The 16,263-nt window shown below is 71.1% G+C and carries 19 protein-coding genes; 13 read left to right on the plus strand and 6 right to left on the minus strand.

Annotation, left to right across the window (positions count from 1 at the left end):
* Positions 1 to 28 precede the first annotated feature (28 nt).
* From SPOPO_RS0105235 to SPOPO_RS0105270, 8 genes are all read left to right on the plus strand, one after another.
* Positions 29 to 475 carry a limonene-1,2-epoxide hydrolase family protein gene (locus tag SPOPO_RS0105235; protein ID WP_019873735.1) on the plus strand — a complete coding sequence of 149 codons (447 nt, stop codon included), beginning with the start codon at positions 29 to 31 and terminating at the stop codon, positions 473 to 475.
* Positions 475 to 915: a nuclear transport factor 2 family protein gene (locus SPOPO_RS0105240; protein WP_019873736.1), complete on the plus strand. Its 441-nt coding sequence runs from the start codon at positions 475 to 477 to the stop codon at positions 913 to 915. The genes SPOPO_RS0105235 and SPOPO_RS0105240 overlap by 1 nt, the downstream gene beginning before the upstream one ends.
* A gap of 4 nt (positions 916 to 919) precedes the next feature.
* On the plus strand, positions 920 to 1,816 hold the full coding sequence (locus tag SPOPO_RS0105245) for a TIGR03619 family F420-dependent LLM class oxidoreductase (RefSeq protein ID WP_019873737.1): 897 nt from the start codon (positions 920 to 922) through the stop codon (positions 1,814 to 1,816).
* Positions 1,817 to 1,833: 17 nt separating this feature from the next.
* Positions 1,834 to 2,274 carry a hypothetical protein gene (locus SPOPO_RS0105250; protein ID WP_019873738.1) on the plus strand — a complete coding sequence of 147 codons (441 nt, stop codon included), beginning with the start codon at positions 1,834 to 1,836 and terminating at the stop codon, positions 2,272 to 2,274.
* Entirely contained in the window at positions 2,271 to 4,493 is a 2,223-nt protein-coding gene (locus SPOPO_RS0105255) for a molybdopterin-containing oxidoreductase family protein (protein WP_019873739.1), read from the plus strand. Before SPOPO_RS0105250 ends, SPOPO_RS0105255 begins: the two co-directional genes overlap by 4 nt.
* A gap of 53 nt (positions 4,494 to 4,546) precedes the next feature.
* A complete protein-coding gene (locus SPOPO_RS0105260) occupies positions 4,547 to 5,890 on the plus strand; it encodes a polysaccharide deacetylase family protein (protein WP_156869585.1) in 1,344 nt (447 codons plus the stop codon).
* 74 nt (positions 5,891 to 5,964) lie between these two features.
* Complete coding sequence (locus SPOPO_RS0105265) at positions 5,965 to 7,680, plus strand: L-lactate permease (protein ID WP_019873741.1); 1,716 nt, start codon at positions 5,965 to 5,967, stop codon at positions 7,678 to 7,680.
* Positions 7,681 to 7,685: 5 nt separating this feature from the next.
* Complete coding sequence (locus SPOPO_RS0105270) at positions 7,686 to 8,312, plus strand: DUF2461 domain-containing protein (RefSeq protein WP_019873742.1); 627 nt, start codon at positions 7,686 to 7,688, stop codon at positions 8,310 to 8,312.
* Here the strand turns inward: SPOPO_RS0105270 and SPOPO_RS27835 are convergent, their stop codons facing one another.
* On the minus strand, positions 8,313 to 9,056 hold the full coding sequence (locus SPOPO_RS27835; protein WP_084670890.1) for a CBS domain-containing protein: 744 nt from the start codon (positions 9,054 to 9,056) through the stop codon (positions 8,313 to 8,315).
* Positions 9,057 to 9,206: 150 nt separating this feature from the next.
* Between SPOPO_RS27835 and SPOPO_RS27840 the strand changes: the two genes are divergently transcribed.
* Complete coding sequence (locus SPOPO_RS27840; protein ID WP_019873744.1) at positions 9,207 to 10,313, plus strand: baeRF2 domain-containing protein; 1,107 nt, start codon at positions 9,207 to 9,209, stop codon at positions 10,311 to 10,313.
* A 131-nt stretch (positions 10,314 to 10,444) separates the two neighbouring features.
* Here SPOPO_RS27840 and SPOPO_RS34185 read toward each other — a convergent pair whose 3' ends face one another.
* Together SPOPO_RS34185 and SPOPO_RS27845 are read right to left on the minus strand one after the other, a co-directional pair.
* Entirely contained in the window at positions 10,445 to 10,609 is a 165-nt protein-coding gene (locus SPOPO_RS34185; protein WP_019873745.1) for a hypothetical protein, read from the minus strand.
* Positions 10,610 to 10,654: 45 nt separating this feature from the next.
* Positions 10,655 to 11,311: a phosphatase PAP2 family protein gene (locus SPOPO_RS27845; RefSeq protein WP_156869587.1), complete on the minus strand. Its 657-nt coding sequence runs from the start codon at positions 11,309 to 11,311 to the stop codon at positions 10,655 to 10,657.
* Between the two features lie 74 nt (positions 11,312 to 11,385).
* On the opposite strand from SPOPO_RS27845, the gene SPOPO_RS0105295 reads away from it, so the two are divergent.
* The 4 genes from SPOPO_RS0105295 (at position 11,386) to SPOPO_RS0105310 (ending at position 14,161) form a co-directional block, all read left to right on the plus strand.
* On the plus strand, positions 11,386 to 11,979 hold the full coding sequence (locus SPOPO_RS0105295) for a TetR/AcrR family transcriptional regulator (RefSeq protein WP_019873747.1): 594 nt from the start codon (positions 11,386 to 11,388) through the stop codon (positions 11,977 to 11,979).
* Between the two features lie 110 nt (positions 11,980 to 12,089).
* Entirely contained in the window at positions 12,090 to 13,316 is a 1,227-nt protein-coding gene (locus SPOPO_RS0105300) for an acetyl-CoA C-acetyltransferase (protein WP_019873748.1), read from the plus strand.
* Entirely contained in the window at positions 13,316 to 13,678 is a 363-nt protein-coding gene (locus SPOPO_RS0105305; protein ID WP_019873749.1) for a DUF4267 domain-containing protein, read from the plus strand. Before SPOPO_RS0105300 ends, SPOPO_RS0105305 begins: the two co-directional genes overlap by 1 nt.
* Before the next feature lie 120 nt (positions 13,679 to 13,798).
* The gene (locus tag SPOPO_RS0105310; protein ID WP_028984532.1) at positions 13,799 to 14,161 is read left to right on the plus strand and encodes an MmcQ/YjbR family DNA-binding protein; all 363 of its coding nucleotides are present in this window, start codon (positions 13,799 to 13,801) and stop codon (positions 14,159 to 14,161) included.
* Between the two features lie 13 nt (positions 14,162 to 14,174).
* Here the strand turns inward: SPOPO_RS0105310 and SPOPO_RS0105315 are convergent, their stop codons facing one another.
* The 3 genes from SPOPO_RS0105315 to SPOPO_RS0105325 all read right to left on the minus strand — a co-directional run bounded on the left by SPOPO_RS0105315 (position 14,175) and on the right by SPOPO_RS0105325 (position 16,224).
* Positions 14,175 to 14,672, minus strand: coding sequence for a hypothetical protein (locus tag SPOPO_RS0105315; RefSeq protein WP_019873751.1), 498 nt, complete (start codon positions 14,670 to 14,672; stop codon positions 14,175 to 14,177).
* 1 nt (position 14,673) lies between these two features.
* Positions 14,674 to 15,477, minus strand: coding sequence for an enoyl-CoA hydratase-related protein (locus SPOPO_RS0105320; protein ID WP_028984533.1), 804 nt, complete (start codon positions 15,475 to 15,477; stop codon positions 14,674 to 14,676).
* A 231-nt stretch (positions 15,478 to 15,708) separates the two neighbouring features.
* On the minus strand, positions 15,709 to 16,224 hold the full coding sequence (locus SPOPO_RS0105325) for a hypothetical protein (protein ID WP_019873753.1): 516 nt from the start codon (positions 16,222 to 16,224) through the stop codon (positions 15,709 to 15,711).
* Between the last annotated feature and the right edge of the window lie 39 nt (positions 16,225 to 16,263).

The raw sequence follows: 16,263 nt of genomic DNA on the forward strand, positions 1-16,263 counted from the left end.
TCGCCCAGCCCTGGCGGAGGCACGCGCGATGCTGATTCACCCCGGCGCCGAGCCGCAGAACGACGACGAGAAGGCGGTCGTCGGCTTCCTCGACGACTGGGGGCCGGGCGCCTGGCCGCACATGCTCGACTGCTACGACCGGTGGCTGACCGACGACTTCCTCTGGGAGAACACCGGCTCCCCGCCGACCTACGGCAAGGCCGCGGCGATGGAGTTCCTGTCCAAGCTCCACGACACCCTCGAGATGGAGTGGTGCACCGCGGAGCTGCGGAACCTGGCCTCCCGGAAGGCGGCGAACGGCGACGGCATCGTCCTCACCGAGCGCGTCGACCGCATCTTCCTCGCCGACGGGACCGAGGCGATCGCGATCCCGATCATGGGGTGCTTCACGGTCCGCGACGGGAAGATCGCGCGGTACGCCGACTACAACGCGGACTCCCCGATCAAGGAGCGCTTCCCGAGGCATCGTCACTGATGGACCTCGAAGCGCGCATCGCGCGGCTGGAGGCGGTCGAGGAAATCCGCCGGCTGAAGGCGCGGTACTTCCGGTGCGTCGACCTGCGGGAATGGGACGAGTTCGCAACCCTCTTCACCGAGGATTTCGTCCCGGACTTCGGTGAGTCGACGTCAGGTCCGGTGGACAAGGCGACATTCGTGGCGTCGGTCGCGCGGCACTTCGCGTCCGGGATCTCGATCCACCACGGGCACGAGCCGGAGATCGACGTCCTCGACGAGACGAACGCGCGGGGCCTGTGGCCGATGTACGACCTCGTCGAATCGCCCGACAACTCCGGCTACCGCAACCACACCGGCTGGGGCCACTACACCGAGACCTACCGCAAGGTCGACGGCCGGTGGCTGATCGCGACCACCAAGCTGACCCGCATCAAGTACGTCGAACTTCCGAAGGGATGACGGGATGACGACCGTCGGGTTGTGCCTGCCCCAGCTCGGGCCCGCGGTCGACGCCGGTCTGGTCCGGGACTTCGCGCAGACCGCGGAGGGCATGGGGTTCGATCACCTCTGGGTGCAGGACCACTTCCTCTACGCGCTCGAGCAGGAGGGCGAGTACGGCGGGAGCGCGCAGGCGCAGCCCGAGCGCTACAAGTCGGTGTGGGCGCCGACCGAACTTCTCGGCGCGGTCGCGGCCTGGACTTCGACGATTCAGCTCGGCACCTCGGTGCTCGTCGGCGGCAACCACTACCCGGTGCAGCTGGCCCAGCGACTCGCGACGGTCGACCAGCTCGCGAGCGGCCGACTCGACGTCATCGGCCTCTCCGTCGGCTGGTCGGTCGAGGAGCACCGCGCGATGGGCGTCGACCCGACGACCCGCGGCAAGCGCATGGACGACTTCGTCCCGACGCTGCGCGCCTGCTGGGGCCCCGACCCCGTCGAGTACTCCGGCCCGTTCTTCGAGGTCGGGCCGTGCCTGATGCAGCCCAAGCCGGTGAGCGAGTTCCGGCTCATGTCGGGCATGTGGTCCGGGCCCGGACTCGCCCGCACCGCCGCACAGTTCGACCTGTGGAACCCCGGGTCACTCCCGATCCCGACCGTGCTGGAGATGCTCGCCGGCGTCAACGCCCAGCGCGCGGAGGGCCAACCTCCGGTGGACGTGATCTACCGCGTCGCGCTGGAGAGCACCGCCGGAAAGCGCCTGAGCGTCGACGAGGTCGCCGAACGCACCGCCGAGGTCCGGGACGCCGGCCTGGAAGGCGTCATCGTCGAGACCAACTTCTGCTCCGAGATCGACTCGCCCGCCGCGTGGATGTCCCTGCTCTCCGGCCTTGAGCCCATCCTCAAGGCCGCCCACTCCTGACCCCCTCGGAGGACCCGATGACTCGAACCCGTGGACTTCGCCGCAGCGCGGCCGCCGTCCTGACCGCCGCCGCCCTCACGCTCTCCGCGGCACCGGCGGGCGCGGCGTCCGACCCCAAGGCCGCGGCCTCCCAGGCCCTCGGCCGCGGTGACGGCGCCGCCGCCGCGGCCGCGATCCGGGAGGCGAACGTGGCCGCCGACCCGGCGACCCTGGCCGAGATCATCTACGACGGCGGGGTGATCGCCGTCGACGCCGGCAAGGGCGACGCGTTCGCCGACGCCGTCCCGGTCGCGTTCGTCGACGGCGGCGTCAGCTTCGTCAACGCCAACGAGGCCTTCCGCCACGCGTTCGGGATCGTCGCCGCGAACGGCGTCACCCCCGAGCAGGGGCGCGTCGGCGGGACCGCGATCGTCAAGACGGAGGCGGCGTACGCCAGCACCGGTAACGTCGGGCCATGACCACTGTCGAACGCCCCGACACCTCGCCTGACCTCCAGCTCACCGACGTCTCCGGGGCACGCACCGTCCACACCTTCTGCCGCTACTGCCTCGCGGCCTGCGGGCTGGAGGTGACGGTTCGGGACAACAAGGTCCTCAAGATCGCACCGGACAAGCAGAATCCGCATACCTGGCACGACTTCTGCGCGAAGGGGCGGACGGCGGGCGAGCTCGTCGAGCACCCGCGGCGGATCCTCACGCCGATGCGCCGCGTCGGCGACGGCTACGTCGAGGCCACGTGGGAGGAGGCGATCGCCGACATCGCGACGCGGATGAAGAGGCTGATCGCCGAGGACGGCCCCGACACCGTCGCGACGTACTGGGGCAACCCGGCCGGATTCTCCTCGTCCAACGTCATGTTCCAGCTGGCGTTCATGGACGCGATCTCCTCGAACAGCCGGTACTTCGTCGGGTCGGTCGACCAGAACAACATGCACGTGGTCGCGACCGCGATGTACGGCTCGCAGCTGATGGCGCCGGTCTCGGACATCGACAACTGCGACTACTTCCTGCTCGTCGGGGCGAACCCGGCGGTCAGTGCGTGGGGTTGGCTCGAGACCGTGCCCGCGGGCTGGCGGCGTTGCCTGGAGCGGCAGAAGGGCGGCGCGAAGCTTGTCGTCGTCGACCCGGTCGCGACCGAGACGGCCCGCAGGGCCGACGAGCACCTCGCGGTCCGGCCGGCGCAGGACTGGGCACTGCTGCTCGGCATGATCAAGGTGATCCTCGACGAGGGGCTTGAACACAAGGCCGACTGCGACCCCGTCAGCGGGATCGCGACCGGCGTCGAGGACCTGCGGCGCCTCGTGCGCGAGGCCGACCTCGACGATCTCGCCGCGCGCTGCGAGATCCCGCGCGAGCAGATCGAGCGCATTGCCCGCGAGTTCGCCGGAGCGCGCACCGCGATGGCGATCACCCGCACCGGCGTCGCGCTCCACGAGACGGGCACGATCGGCGAGTGGCTCGGCCACGTCCTCAATGTCGTCACCGGCCGGATGGACCGCCCGGGCGGGCGCCGCTACGAAGAGGGCTACGTCGACAGCATCAAGCTCTTCGACATGATGGCCAAGCCGATGACGCACAAGTCGCGGGTCCAGGGCCGCGACATGGTCGCCGGCCACCACGGCCTCGACGAGCTGCCGGGCGAGATCACCACCCCCGGCAAGGGCCGCGTGCGGGCGCTGATTATCAACGCCGGAAACCCGGTCGTCTCGGGCCCGAACGGCGACAAACTCGACGCCGCGCTCGCGCAACTGGACCTGCTCGTCGTCCTCGACCTCGTGCAGCGCGAGAGCCACCGGCACGCGCACTGGCTGCTGCCGGTGCCGCACTGGCTGGAGCGCGACGACCTGCACGCGCTCACGTCCGGCCTGCAGGACCAGCCCTACGCCCACTACGGCCGCCGCGCCGTCGAGCCGCCCGTCGGGGTCCGCGAGGAGTGGCGGTTCTGGACCGACCTGTCCCTCGCCCTCGGCAAGCCGCTGTTCGGCTACCGGGGCGTGAACACCTTCGTCAAGGTGTCCCGGAAGCTCGCGCGGAGGACGGGCCGCCCGGGCCTGGAGTTCTCCCCGCACCTGATCGACCGGTTGCTCGTCGCGAGCGGTCGCAAGGTGAAGTGGAAGGACATCGTCTCCCGGCCGCACGGCTACGTCTTCGGCAAGCGTGAGTTCGGCAACCTGAGGAAGGCGCTGAAGACTCCGGACAAGAAGATCCACGCCGCCCCGCCGGAGTTCCTCGCCCGGACCCGAGAACTGATGACCAGTCAGCGCGACGAGGCGCCGACCGGTTACCCGTTCCAGCTCGGGAACCGCCGCAATCGGCACGCGATGAACTCGTGGCTGAACGAGCTGCCAAGCCTGCACCGGTCGGGCAAGCGCAACGAGGCCGTGATCAATCCTGCGGACGCCGCGGAGCTCGGGATCGCCACCGGCGACCTCGTGCGTGTGTACTCCCCGACGGGCTCGATCGAGGTGCCCGCGCTGGTGAGCGACGATCCGAGGCCGGGCCTGGTGCTCGTCGACCACGGGTGGGGGTCGCGCGTCTTCGACCCCCGCGGCGGGGCGGAGCCGATCTCCTACGGCGCGAACCGGAACAAGCTCATCGACGGGTCGAAGCTCGACCCGCTGTCCCAGACCCCGGCCCTGAGCTCCTCGTGGGTTGCTGTGGAGAAGCTGAATCCGTAACGGTTGGCCGAAAGTGACCCGGTCCAGGCGCCGGGCCGTGGCACGCTGAGATCATGATCGTCCGGGGGGCTCGGCGTCGCCGTGTGCTGGGCGCGGCTGCGGCCGTGCTCGCGCTCGCGGCGTGCTCGTCCACCGACGGCTCCCCCGTCGCTCTGGCCCCCGTCGCTCTGGCCCCCGTCGGCGGGGCGTCGGCGGAGCCCACCGGTGACGCGACGACCGCGCCCGACGCCCCCGACTCCCCCGGCGTGGCCCGCGTCGGGCCGGAGGCGCTAGGTCCCGTCGCGCCGGGCGAGCGGCCGCCGCAAGTGGTCGCGGTGGCGTTCGACGGCGCCGGGGTCGCGGTCGGGGGCACGTACCCGCAGTTCCAGTTCTGGCGGGACGTCAGCCGGGACGCGAACGCGCGCTTCACGTACTTCCTGTCGGGGCCCTACCTGCTGACCCACGACAACATCGGCACGTACACGGCTCCGCAGCTCGGGACCGCGACCCAGTCGATGCCGTTCCAGGTCTCGGGCGTCCTGCCGCTGCCGGGCCAGAGCGAGACCGACGCCGTCCGTTACGAGCTCGAGCAGTTGCGCGACGCCCACGCCGAGGGCAGCGAGATCGGGACCCACTTCAACGGGCACATCTGCGGCGACCAGAAGGGCTCGGTCGCCCGGTTCACCGCGGAGGACTGGCAGCTCGAGCTCGACCAGTTCACGTCGATGATCGACAACGCCAATTCCACCAACGGGATCGATCCGCCTGTCGAGCTCGGGTTCACCGGGGACGACGTCGTCGGCTCGCGCACCCCGTGTCTGGAGGGCGACTACCAGGTCCTGTACCCGGTGCTGGAGAAGGCCGGCTTCCTCTACGAGACCAGCCCAACCCCGGACGCGTCGTCGCCGACGGCGTGGCCGCAGCGCGGGTGGCCCGAGACCGGCCCGACGTCGCTGTGGGTGTTCCCGCTGCCGTACGTCCCCTCCTACGGGACGGACCGGCGGATCCTCGCCATGGACTACAACTTCTGCTTCCAGCACGACCGCTGCAACACCAAGGCCGCGTACCCGACGTCGACGACCGACGCCTGGGGCCAGCAGGCCCTCGACACCTACCGGCAGTACTTCCAGCGCAACTACACCGGCAACCGGGCGCCGGTGATCCTCGGCAACCACTTCGCGATGTGGCACAACGGCGCCTACTCCAACGCGCTCGCCGACTTCGTCACCGAGACCTGCCGCAAGCCGGAGGTACGGTGCGTCAGTTATCGCGAGCTCGCGGAGTGGCTGAACGCGACACCCGAGGACCAGCTGAAGTCCTGGCGCCTTGGCGAGTTCGACAAATTCGTCGACCCGAACCCGCCGGCGTACGGCCAACCGGTGCCGAACGCGCCGCGTCCGCAGGCCGCCGAGGGCTGACATTTCGGGGTAACGGCAGGTAAGTTCCGCGCCATCCCACCCACCCGGGACCATCGGCGCTCCTGGAGCTCAGCATGCTGCTGGCGACCTATCAACCGGACATCCGGTCGATCAACGACTCGCTCACGGCCTCGGCACTGATCGCCGCGTTGCCGCTCGCGACGTTGTTCTTCCTCCTCGGCGTCCTGCGGATCACCGCGTGGATCTCGGGCCTGGCCGCGCTGGCGGTGGCCTGGGTCGTCGCGATCGGCGGCTTCGACATGCCCGTCGACCAGGCCGCGGCGGTGTCGACCTGGGGTGCGGCCTTCGGGTTCTTCCCGATCATGTGGATCGTTATCAGTGCGATCTGGGTCTACAACATGACGGTCGAGACCGGGCACTTCGACGTCCTACGCCGGTCGTTCGCGACGATCAGCGACGACATGCGGATCCAGGCGATCGTCATCGCCTTCTGCTTCGGCGCGCTGATGGAGGCGCTCGCCGGGTTCGGGACGCCCGTCGCGATCAGTGCGGTCATGCTGATCGCGTTGGGCTTCCCGCCGATGAAGGCGGCCGTACTCGCTCTGGTCGCGAACACCGCGCCGGTCGCGTTCGGTGCGCTCGCGACGCCGGTGGTCACGCTCTCGAAGGTGACCGCACCGGCGAACTCCGACCCCGCGCTGGCCGACCACTTCACCGAGGATCACCTCGGCGCGCTCGTCGGGCACCAGACTCCGGTGCTCGCGGTGTTCGTCCCGCTCGTGCTGGTCGCGATCGTCGACGGCCAGCGCGGGGTGCGCCAGTGCTGGCTGCCGGCGGTGGTCGGCGGTCTCGCGTTCGCGGTCGCGCAGTGGCTCACCTCGACCTACTTCTCGGTGCAACTGACCGACGTGGTCGCCGCGCTGGTCAGCGCGCTGGCGATCGTGATCCTGCTGCGCGTCTGGCGTCCGGCGGAGACCTTCAGCGAGCTCGCGGACGGCGACGAGCCGACCGGCGGGTCCGGCGGCAGCGCGCGGGCCGCGAAGCCGGCGCCGACCGGGGGCGGGACCATCACCCTGGAGGACACCCGCGTCGAGGTGGCGCGGGCCTACGCGCCGTACCTCGTCATCATCGCGATCTTCTCGATCTTCCAGATCGACGGCGTGAAGAAGGAGATGGCGAAGGAGCCCTGGACCTACCTGTTCCAGTGGCCCGGCCTCGACCTCGTCACCGCGAGCGGCAAGCCACCGGCGGACTTCACCCTCAACTGGCTCGCCGCCGCCGGCACGCTGACGATCATCGCCGGTCTGATCACGATGCCTATCATCGGCATCAAGCCTGGGGCCGCGCTGCGGGCCTACGGAAAGACCTACCAGCAGTTGTGGCGCGCGATCGTCACCGTCATGGCCGTGCTCGCGCTCGCCTACGTCATGAACAACTCCGGCCAGACCGGCGCGCTCGGCAACTGGCTCGCGGACACCGGGGACGCGTTCGCGGTGATTTCCCCGATCCTCGGCTGGCTCGGCGTCGCGGTCACCGGCTCGGACACGTCGTCGAACTCGCTGTTCGGCGCGCTTCAGGTGACGGCGGGTCAGGGAGCGGGGTTGGACCCGGCGCTGATGGCCGCATCGAACTCGTCCGGCGGCGTCCTCGGCAAGATGATCTCGCCCCAGAACCTCGCGATCGCCGCCGGCGCGGTCGGGCTCACCGGGCGCGAGGGCGACATCTTCCGCAAGGTCGTCGGCTGGAGTCTCGTCCTGCTCGCCGGGATGTGCCTGCTCGTCTTCCTCCAGACCAACGTGCTCGAGTGGATGCTGCCTGAGGCAGGCTAGGACGCGTGACGTTCGACGGCATTCCCACCGCAGCACTGGACTTCTACGACGACCTGGAGGCGGACAACTCCAAGACGTTCTGGACCGCGCACAAGCACGTGTACGAGGAGTCGGTCCGGGCACCGATGGAGGCCCTGGCTGCGGCACTGGCGAAGGAGTTCGGCGAGGGGAAGCTGTTCCGGCCGTACCGGGACGTCCGGTTCTCCAAGGACAAGACCCCGTACAAGACCCACCAGGGCGTGTGGTTCGAGGAGTCCCGCGTCTACGTGCAGGTCTCGGCGGCCGGGCTGTTCGTCGCCGCCGGGTACTGGCGGACGGAGACCTCGCAGGTCGCGCGGCTGCGGCGAGCGGTCGACCACGACCTGCACGGGCCGGCGCTCGAGGCGGCGATCGCGAAGGTGACGAAGAAGGGGTTCCGGATCGGCGGGAACCAGCTCGCGCGCGTCCCGAAGGGCTACGACAAGGAGCACCCGCGCGCCGACCTGCTCCGGTACAAGACGCTGACCGTCGCGAAGGAACTCGGCTTCCCGGACTGGCTCTCGACGCCGCAGGCCAAGGCCCAGGTCGCGAAGGAGTGGCGCGCGATGGCGCCCCTCGTCGAGTGGCTGGACCGGCACGTGGGGCCGGCCTGACTACAGACGGCCGCCCGGGTTGGGGTCCCGCGGGAACAGCTGCGAGTCGACGGCGACGACGCCGGGGATCCGCGTGACGGCGGTGAGCACCGCCGGCAGGTCGGCGGGTACCCGCACCGAGCCCCACAGGTGCACGACCCCGTCGGTGACCTGGCAGAGCACCGCGAGCTCGGTCGGCAGCGTCGGGTCGGCGAGCGCGGCCTCGACGTCGACGGCGAGTTCGGCGTCGGTGCGCGCGAACGGGCGCAACAGGTCCTGGCGCGCGACGATGCCGACGACGCGACCCTCGTCGAGGACGGGCATGCGCTTGAGCCGGCGCTGCAGCATCCGGCGGGCGACGGCGCGCAGGTCGTCGCCCGGGGCCACCGACTCGACGTGCGGGGTCATCAGATCCGCGGCGGTGCGACCCGCGGCCTTCGCGGCCCAGTTCGTGTCCCGCCGGCGGAACCGGTCGAACATCCGCCGGCCGCGGCCCGACGCCCGGTAGGCCTCCTTCGCGATGAGGTCGGCCTCGGTCACCATCCCGAGCAGTACTCCGTCGGCCCCGACGACGGGCAGCCCACCCACGTCGTGCTTCAGCATTGCGGCCCGGATCTCAGTGTACCCCGCCTGCGGGCCCACCGAGACGACCTCCCGCGTCATCACGTCCCCGACCGAGCGCGGCCGCGGCACGTCACCCGATTTCCCCCGAAGATTCTCGACCGTCACGGCTTCCCCTCCGCCCGGCCGGACAAGTCCGCCCATGCTCCTGAGCGTGCTCGTGCGCGAGCCCTCGGACCAGGGACCAAAGACCTCTTCAGTCGGGAGAGGGCCCGTGAAATCCCGGGACCGTGAGATCCGCCGGCCCGGGTAGGGCTCGAGGAGACCCTCCGACGATCCTCGAAGGCGGTGCCCATGGACCTGCGCGAGTTCCAGCCCCTGTTCACGGACCAGAACGGCCCTCGGCTCACCGCGGCCCTCGACGTGTCGCGGGACAACGAGAACGGCGCGGAGGAGGTCGCCCTGCGCTGGCGGGGTCTGCGCGACCAGCTCTCCGACGTCCCGGCCGCCCTGCTCGACGTCGCGCAGGAACGCCTGCTCCGCGAGACCGCCGAGGGCGGGCCGTGCGAGCGTGACGTCGTCGTGGACGCCTCGGGCGTCCGACTCGAACGCGTCTTCCCGGGACGTCGCGAGACGTTCGCGCACTGCGGCCCGTTGCCGCGGCTGACCCACGTCGTGACCGCCGAGGACGCGCGCGTCCCCTACGCGTTGGTACAGATCGACCGGACCGGCGCCGACATCACCGTCCGCACCCGCGACGGCGAGTGGCAGCTTGAGGTCGACGGCGACGACTTCGAGATCTCGAAGGTCCGCGCCGGCGGCTGGTCCGAGCTGCGCTACCAGAAGCGCAGCGAGAACCTCTGGGAACGCAATGCCGGCGAGGTCGCGCACTTCCTGGACCGGGTCGTCGACGGCACCGACGTCGAGCTCGTCGCCGTGGCCGGTGACGTGCGCGCAGCGACCCTGCTCTCCGACGCCGTCACGGGCGGGACGCGGGAGAAACTGCACGTCCTCGACGGCGGGAGCCGCGGTGAGCACCAGCCCGACGGGCGGCTCCCCGACGAGCTGACCGCCCTGCTCGAGGGCCACGCCGCGGCGCGGGTGCGGGCCGTCGGGCAGCGCTTCGCCGAGGCCGGCGGGCACGGGCTCGCGGTCTCCGGGCTCGCGGACGTCGTCGACGCCCTGCGCCGCGCGCAGGTCGACACCCTCCTGCTGCCGCCGGACTGGACCGACGAGACCGACGCGTGGTTCGGCCCCGACCCGTTGCAGCTCGGGCTCTCGGCCGACGAGCTGACGGCGCTCGGGGTCACCGACCCGCAACGCGGCCCCGCGTGCGACGTCGTCCTCCGCGCCGCCGCCGGCAGTGACGCGGTGGCCGTCGTGGTCCCGCCGGAACTCCACGACCTCTCCGGCGCCCCCGCCGCGATCCTCCGCTTCACCGACGCCTCGACCGCGACCTGACCCTCCCCCACTGGACCCCACTGGAGATGACATCTCCACCGGAATCGGCTCGTCCGGGTGGAGATGTCATCTCCAGTGAAATCGGCCTTCCCCCGTGGAGATGTCATCTCCACCGGGGTTGTGCGCGCCCGTCAGGCCTGGTCGGTGTCGTCCGCGGCTTCGGGATCGGGGCGGGCGGCCTCGGTCTCGCGGTGGGGCTCGGCGCGGTTCGGCTGGCCGCTGCGCACCATGCCCTCGGTCTCGTGCTGCATCTCGTCGTCCAGCCGCGGGCTGTGCTTGGTGCTGCCTCGTTCCATGGCTGCCTCCTCGTGCGTCGGGCCGAACGGCCCCGTGCCGAACCACTACCCGGACGACGGGGCGTGAACGTTCCGCGCCGCGACGCGGCGTTCGAGGGCGGGGAGGGCGGGCTGCCACGCAGCGACCCAGGCGACGGTCCACAGCACGCCGGCGACGACGTCGGACAGGAAGTGGCCGCCGAGCGTGAGGCGGGTCCAGCCGGAGAGCAGCGGGATCACGACGACGCCGGTCACCAGCGCGGCGTGGCCGACCGGGCCTGGCCGAGGCCAGAACACGACGGCGAGGGCGGCGCAGATCAAACCCGCGCTCGCGGCGTGGCCGGACGGGAAGCTCAGGCCGTGAAACGTCTCGACGGGGTCGGGGACGACCGGGCGCTCCCGGTCGAACAGCGCCTTGAGTCCGGGGTTGATCGCGGTCCCGACGCCGACGACCGCGCCCAGCCACACCGCGGCGACCGGGCGGCGCGCGACGGCGAGCCCGATCGCGACCAGCGCGGCGTAGAGCAGCACCAGTTGGGAGTGCAGCAACCACGTCGCGGTCTTCATGGCGTCGCGGTAGGCCTCGTGGTCGCGGGCGAGGTCGACGGCCGATCGGGTGATGTCCGAATCGAGTTCCAGCAGCGGCGAGAACTCAGTACGAACCAGTACCGCAATGACCCCGAAGGCAACGCCGGTTCCGATTGCCACCCGTCGCGCGCGCACGGGGTCACCGTAGAGGCAAGGACTGTGTCCGCAGCCCGTTGACCTGTGCGCCGTCCGGACTAGCCTGACTCCCAGTGACTTCTCAGCTGAGGCAGGACCCGGAGACGCGCACGGCCTCGATCCTGGCCGTCGCGCAAGAGCTGTTGCGCGAGGTCGGGTACGAGAACTTCCTGCCGGCCGAGGTCGCGCGTCGCTGCGGAATTTCCGAGGGCCTCGTCTACCGCTACTTCCCGACCAAGCGGTCGCTGCTGACGCGCGTCGCCGAGGACTGGTTCGCCGAGATCCTGTCGCTGGAACCGGAGCTCGCGAGCGTCGAGGGGCCCCGTGCCCGGCTGCGGTACGTCATCGCCTACTCCCTCGGCGTCGTGCGCAAGGAGCCGAAGCTGACGCGCTTCGTCTACCTGGAACTGCGGCCGTCCTCGGACTACCGCGAGACCCGCGCCTACGAACTGAACCGCCGGTTCACGGGCATCCTCCAGCAGGTCGTGCGCGAGGGCGTCGCCGCCGGGCACTTCCGTCCCGACGTCGACCCGCACCTGCTCCGCGACTTCGTGTTCGGCGCGATCGAGTACCAGTCCTGGGGATACCTGCGCGGCGAGAACGCCCCGTCGGTCGAGGAGACCGCGGACGCGATCGCCGATCTCGTCTACCGCGCCATCGCGGTCTGAACCTTCACCTGACGCTCCGTCACTACGCTCGTTCGGACGGCTGGCCCCGACGGGCCAGGGACCGCCTCCTAGGCTGAGGCAAGTCGGTCCCCCGCTTCCGAGGAGGAGCAATGCCTGAGGCCGTCATCGTCGCCACCGCCCGCAGTCCGATCGGGCGCGCGTTCAAAGGGTCGCTGAAGGACATCCGTCCCGACGACCTCACCGCCCAGATGATCTCGGCCGCCATGGCCAAGGTCCCCCAGCTCTCCTACGACGACGTCGACGACCTGATGCTCGGGTGCGGCCTGCCCGGCGGCGAGCAGGGCTTCAACATGGCCCGCGTCGTGGCCGTGCTGCTCGGGCAGGACCAACTGGCGGGCACGACGATCACGCGGTACTGCTCGTCCTCGCTGCAGACGACCCGCATGGCGATGCACGCCATCCGCGCCGGTGAGGGCGACGTGTTCATCTCTGCGGGCGTGGAGACCGTGTCGCGGTTCGTCAAGGGCAACAGCGACTCGCTGCCGGACACGATGAACCCGCTCTTCGACGCGGCCCAGCAGCGGACCGCGAAGACCGCCGAGACCGGCGCCGCGGCGTGGGAAGACCCGCGCGCCAACGGCGACGTCCCCGACGTCTACATCGCGATGGGCCAGACCGCCGAGAACGTCGCCCTGCACGCGAACGTCTCCCGCGAGGACATGGACGCCTTCGGCGTGCGCTCGCAGAACCTCGCGGAGAAGGCGATCGCGGACGGGTTCTTCGCGCGCGAGATCGTGCCGGTCACGCTGCCCGACGGGACGGTCGTCTCCTCCGACGACGGCCCGCGCGCGGGCGTGACCCTGGAGGCCGTGCGTGAGCTCAAGCCGGTGTTCCGCCCCGACGGGCGCGTCACCGCCGCCAACTGCTGCCCGCTGAACGACGGCGCGGCCGCGGTGATCGTCATGTCCGACACCAAGGCCCGCGAGCTCGGGATCACCCCGCTCGCGCGCGTCGTCGCCACCGGTGTCTCCGGGCTGTCGCCGGAGATCATGGGCCTCGGCCCGGTGGAGGCGTCCAAGCAGGCCCTCGCCCGCGCGGGGATGTCGATCTCGGACATCGACCTCGTGGAGATCAACGAGGCCTTCGCCGCGCAGGTGATCCCCTCCGCGCGCGAACTCGGCATCGACCCGTTCGGTGACCAGCTCAACGTGCACGGCGGCGCCATTGCCGTCGGGCATCCCTTCGGTATGACCGGTGCCCGCATCACCGCCACGCTGCTCAACGGCCTCCAGACCCGCGACAAGCAGTTCGGGCTGGAGACCATGTGCGTCGGCGGCGGCATGGGCATGGCAATGATTCTCGAGAGGCTCAGCTGATGGCGTTCCCGATCCCCCTCACCATCGCCGCGACCCGCATCGGCGCCGGCATCCTCACCTACGCGGCGCCGGAGACCGCGGCGAAGATGTTCGGCATCCGGGACGCGGAGAACTCCTCGGCGTACCTCGCCCGCCTGTTCGGCAGCCGCGACCTCGTCCTCGGGCTCGCCCTGCTCTCCGGCAACTCCGCGGTCCGCCGCAACACGCTCCGCCTCGGGCTGATCGTCGACAGCTGCGACGCCGTCGCCGGCCTGATCGAGACCAAGCGCGGCAAGCTCACCCCCGTCGGCTCCGCCGTCCTCGTCGGTGGCGCCGTCGCCTTCGCCGCCCTCGGCTACACCGCCCTCCGCGACGCCGACTGACCCTGCCCGGCCGACCTCGTCAGAAAAGGGTGACACCCCTTACTCCGCAGTAAGGGGTGTCACCCTTTCTTGACATCGCTGCTTGGCGGGGTGTCGGCGGGGCGGGTTAGCCTGCCCCGCGTGGCGAGCGCGGAGGATGTGCGGGCGATCGCGCTGGGGCTTCCGCACGTGGTGGAGATCCCGAGCGACGGGTTCGACTTCCGGGTCGCGAACAAGGGGTTCGTCTGGTCGTACCCGGAGAGCGTGCCGGGGAAGCGACGCGTGATCCGTGACGACATCGCGGTGCTCTACGTCGGCGACGAGGCCGAGAAGCAGGCCCTGCTGCTCGGCGAGCCCGAGCTGTTCTTCACCACGCCCGGCTACGACGGGTGGCCGCTGGTCATGCTCCGGCTGCCCAAGGTCGGCAAGCGCCGGCTGACCGAACTCGTCACCGACGCCTGGCGCATGCGCGCGCCGGAGGAACTGCTCGCCGAGGCGGAGTGACCCCAGCGGCGGTTCAGGGCGCGAGCGCGGCCGTCACCTCGGCGGGCCAGTCCCCGTGGACGGTGACCCGGCCGGCGGCGGGGTCGACGACGAGCACAGCCTCCTCGGCGATCAGGACCACCTCGGACGCCAGGGTCGGCAGCGCCGTGGCGACGGCGGACAGCAGGACCCCGGCCGAGCGGGCCTCGATCCAGCGGGCCTCGGGCTCGTCGCGGAAGGTCGCGGACGCGGGTACAGCGGGCGCGGCCTCGCCCGCCGCGCGCAGGGCCGCCGCGAGCGCGGCGCCGTCGGCGAACTGCTGCTGCTGACCCTCGGCGAGGCCGGCAATGCGCTGGTCGAGCTCGTCCGCGGTCGGCGGTTCGCACCAGCGGCGTTCGAGCCGTTGGAACCCGGGGCGCGCGTCGATCTTCTGCTGCGCCGCGACCATGCGGCGCATGCGGATCGCGAGCGTCAGCTTGTCGGGCTTCGCCGCCGGGTCGACCGGCTTGGGCCGGAAGAGCTTCCAGGCCATGTCAGCGACCGCGGAAGTTCGGGGCTCGCTTCTCCTGGAATGCCGTGACGCCCTCGATGTGGTCCTCGGTCTCGGCGTTGCGCTGCTGCAGGTCGGCCTCGCGCGCGAGCCGGGCCGCGAGGTCGGAGACGACCGCGTTGAACTGCTCCTTGGCGCCGGCGTGCGCGATCGTCGGGCCGGCGGCGAGCTGCGCCGCCAGCGCCTGCGCCGCGGACAGCACCTCGCCGTCCGGGTGGACGGCGTTGATCAGGCCCCATTCCAGCGCCAGCTCCGCCGACACCCGCTCCCCCAGGTAGATGAGCTGCGCGGTGCGGGTGATGCCGATACGCGCGGCGCAGTGGGCGACGAGGCCACCGTCCGGGCTCAGGGCGACGCCGGAGAAGGCGCTGACGAACTTCGCGGACTGCGCCGCGAGGATCAGGTCGCACGCGAGCGCGACGCTCATGCCGATGCCCGCGGCGACGCCGTTGACGGCCGCGATCACGGGCTTCGGCATAGCGCGCAGCTCGGCGATGACCGGGTTGTAGGCCTCCAGCAGCCGGGTCCGGTAGTCCGGGGGACCGGTCTCCGCCGTCGGGATCTCGCCGCCGACGTCCGCCCCGGGGCAGAAGCCGCGCCCGGCACCGGTGACGACGACCGCGCGGACCTCGGGGTCCTTGCCGACGGCGGTCAGCTCCGCCGCGAGCGCCTCGGCGAGCTCGACCGAGAGGGCGTTCAGAACGTCCGGGCGGTTCAGCGTGAGCGTCGCCACACCGCCGTCGCGAGCGACGAGGAGTTCGGGTCCTGGAGTTCCGTCGGCAGTCACCGGCGCATCGTATGCGCGCCCGAAATGCGGAACCGCCGTGCCCCGTCACGGGTGGGGCACGGCGGTTCCGGTGCTTCCGGCGAGGGAGGACGCCGGACACATCTGGGGTTCGGCTGCGCCCGCGGGGGCGGTGAGGTCGGAGCGAAGACCTCACCGCCGCCCCGCGGACAGACCCGGTCACTGCGGTGCACCGTCTCTCCCCCCGAAGAGACCCGCAGGCCGGTGGTGGGACTAGTGGATCCCGATCCCTCCGGCGAACTGCCCGGAGTGGACGGCGTCCTGCGCGCACTTGTACTCCGCGCCGGCGGCATAGCGCCCCCACGCCATGCCCACGTGACTACCCGTCAGGGCACCCTTCGTCACGGTGCCGTAGGACCCGGTCCCGTACGTGAAATCGCCGGACTTCATGACGATCTCACTGACCTTGCCGTTCGACCATTCGATCCTGTAGACGGCCTCGCTGAAGCCGCCGAAGCAGCCGAGCAGGCCCTTGCCCTTGCCGGTGAGCACGCCGTGGGAGAACTCCTCCGACGTGCAGTCGAGGACGCCCTTGACGTCGTACGTGCCGTCGGTCGGCGCGTAGGAGACGCCCTGCGGGCTCGAGAGGCTGCCGGCGACCGAGCAGGCGTTGCCCGCGGCGTGGTCGCCGCCGGGCGAGGCCCAGGCCGTGCCGGCCGGGATGAGGGCGGCCGCCGCGAGGACGGCGGCGGTGCCGGAAGCGCCGGCGAAGGCGATCAGGCCTTTCATGGGGAACTCCGTTCTGCGGGAGGGACTTCCGGAGCGGTG

It is taken from the genome of Sporichthya polymorpha DSM 43042 (assembly GCF_000384115.1).
In the GTDB taxonomy this organism is placed as follows: Bacteria; Actinomycetota; Actinomycetes; order Sporichthyales; family Sporichthyaceae; genus Sporichthya; species Sporichthya polymorpha.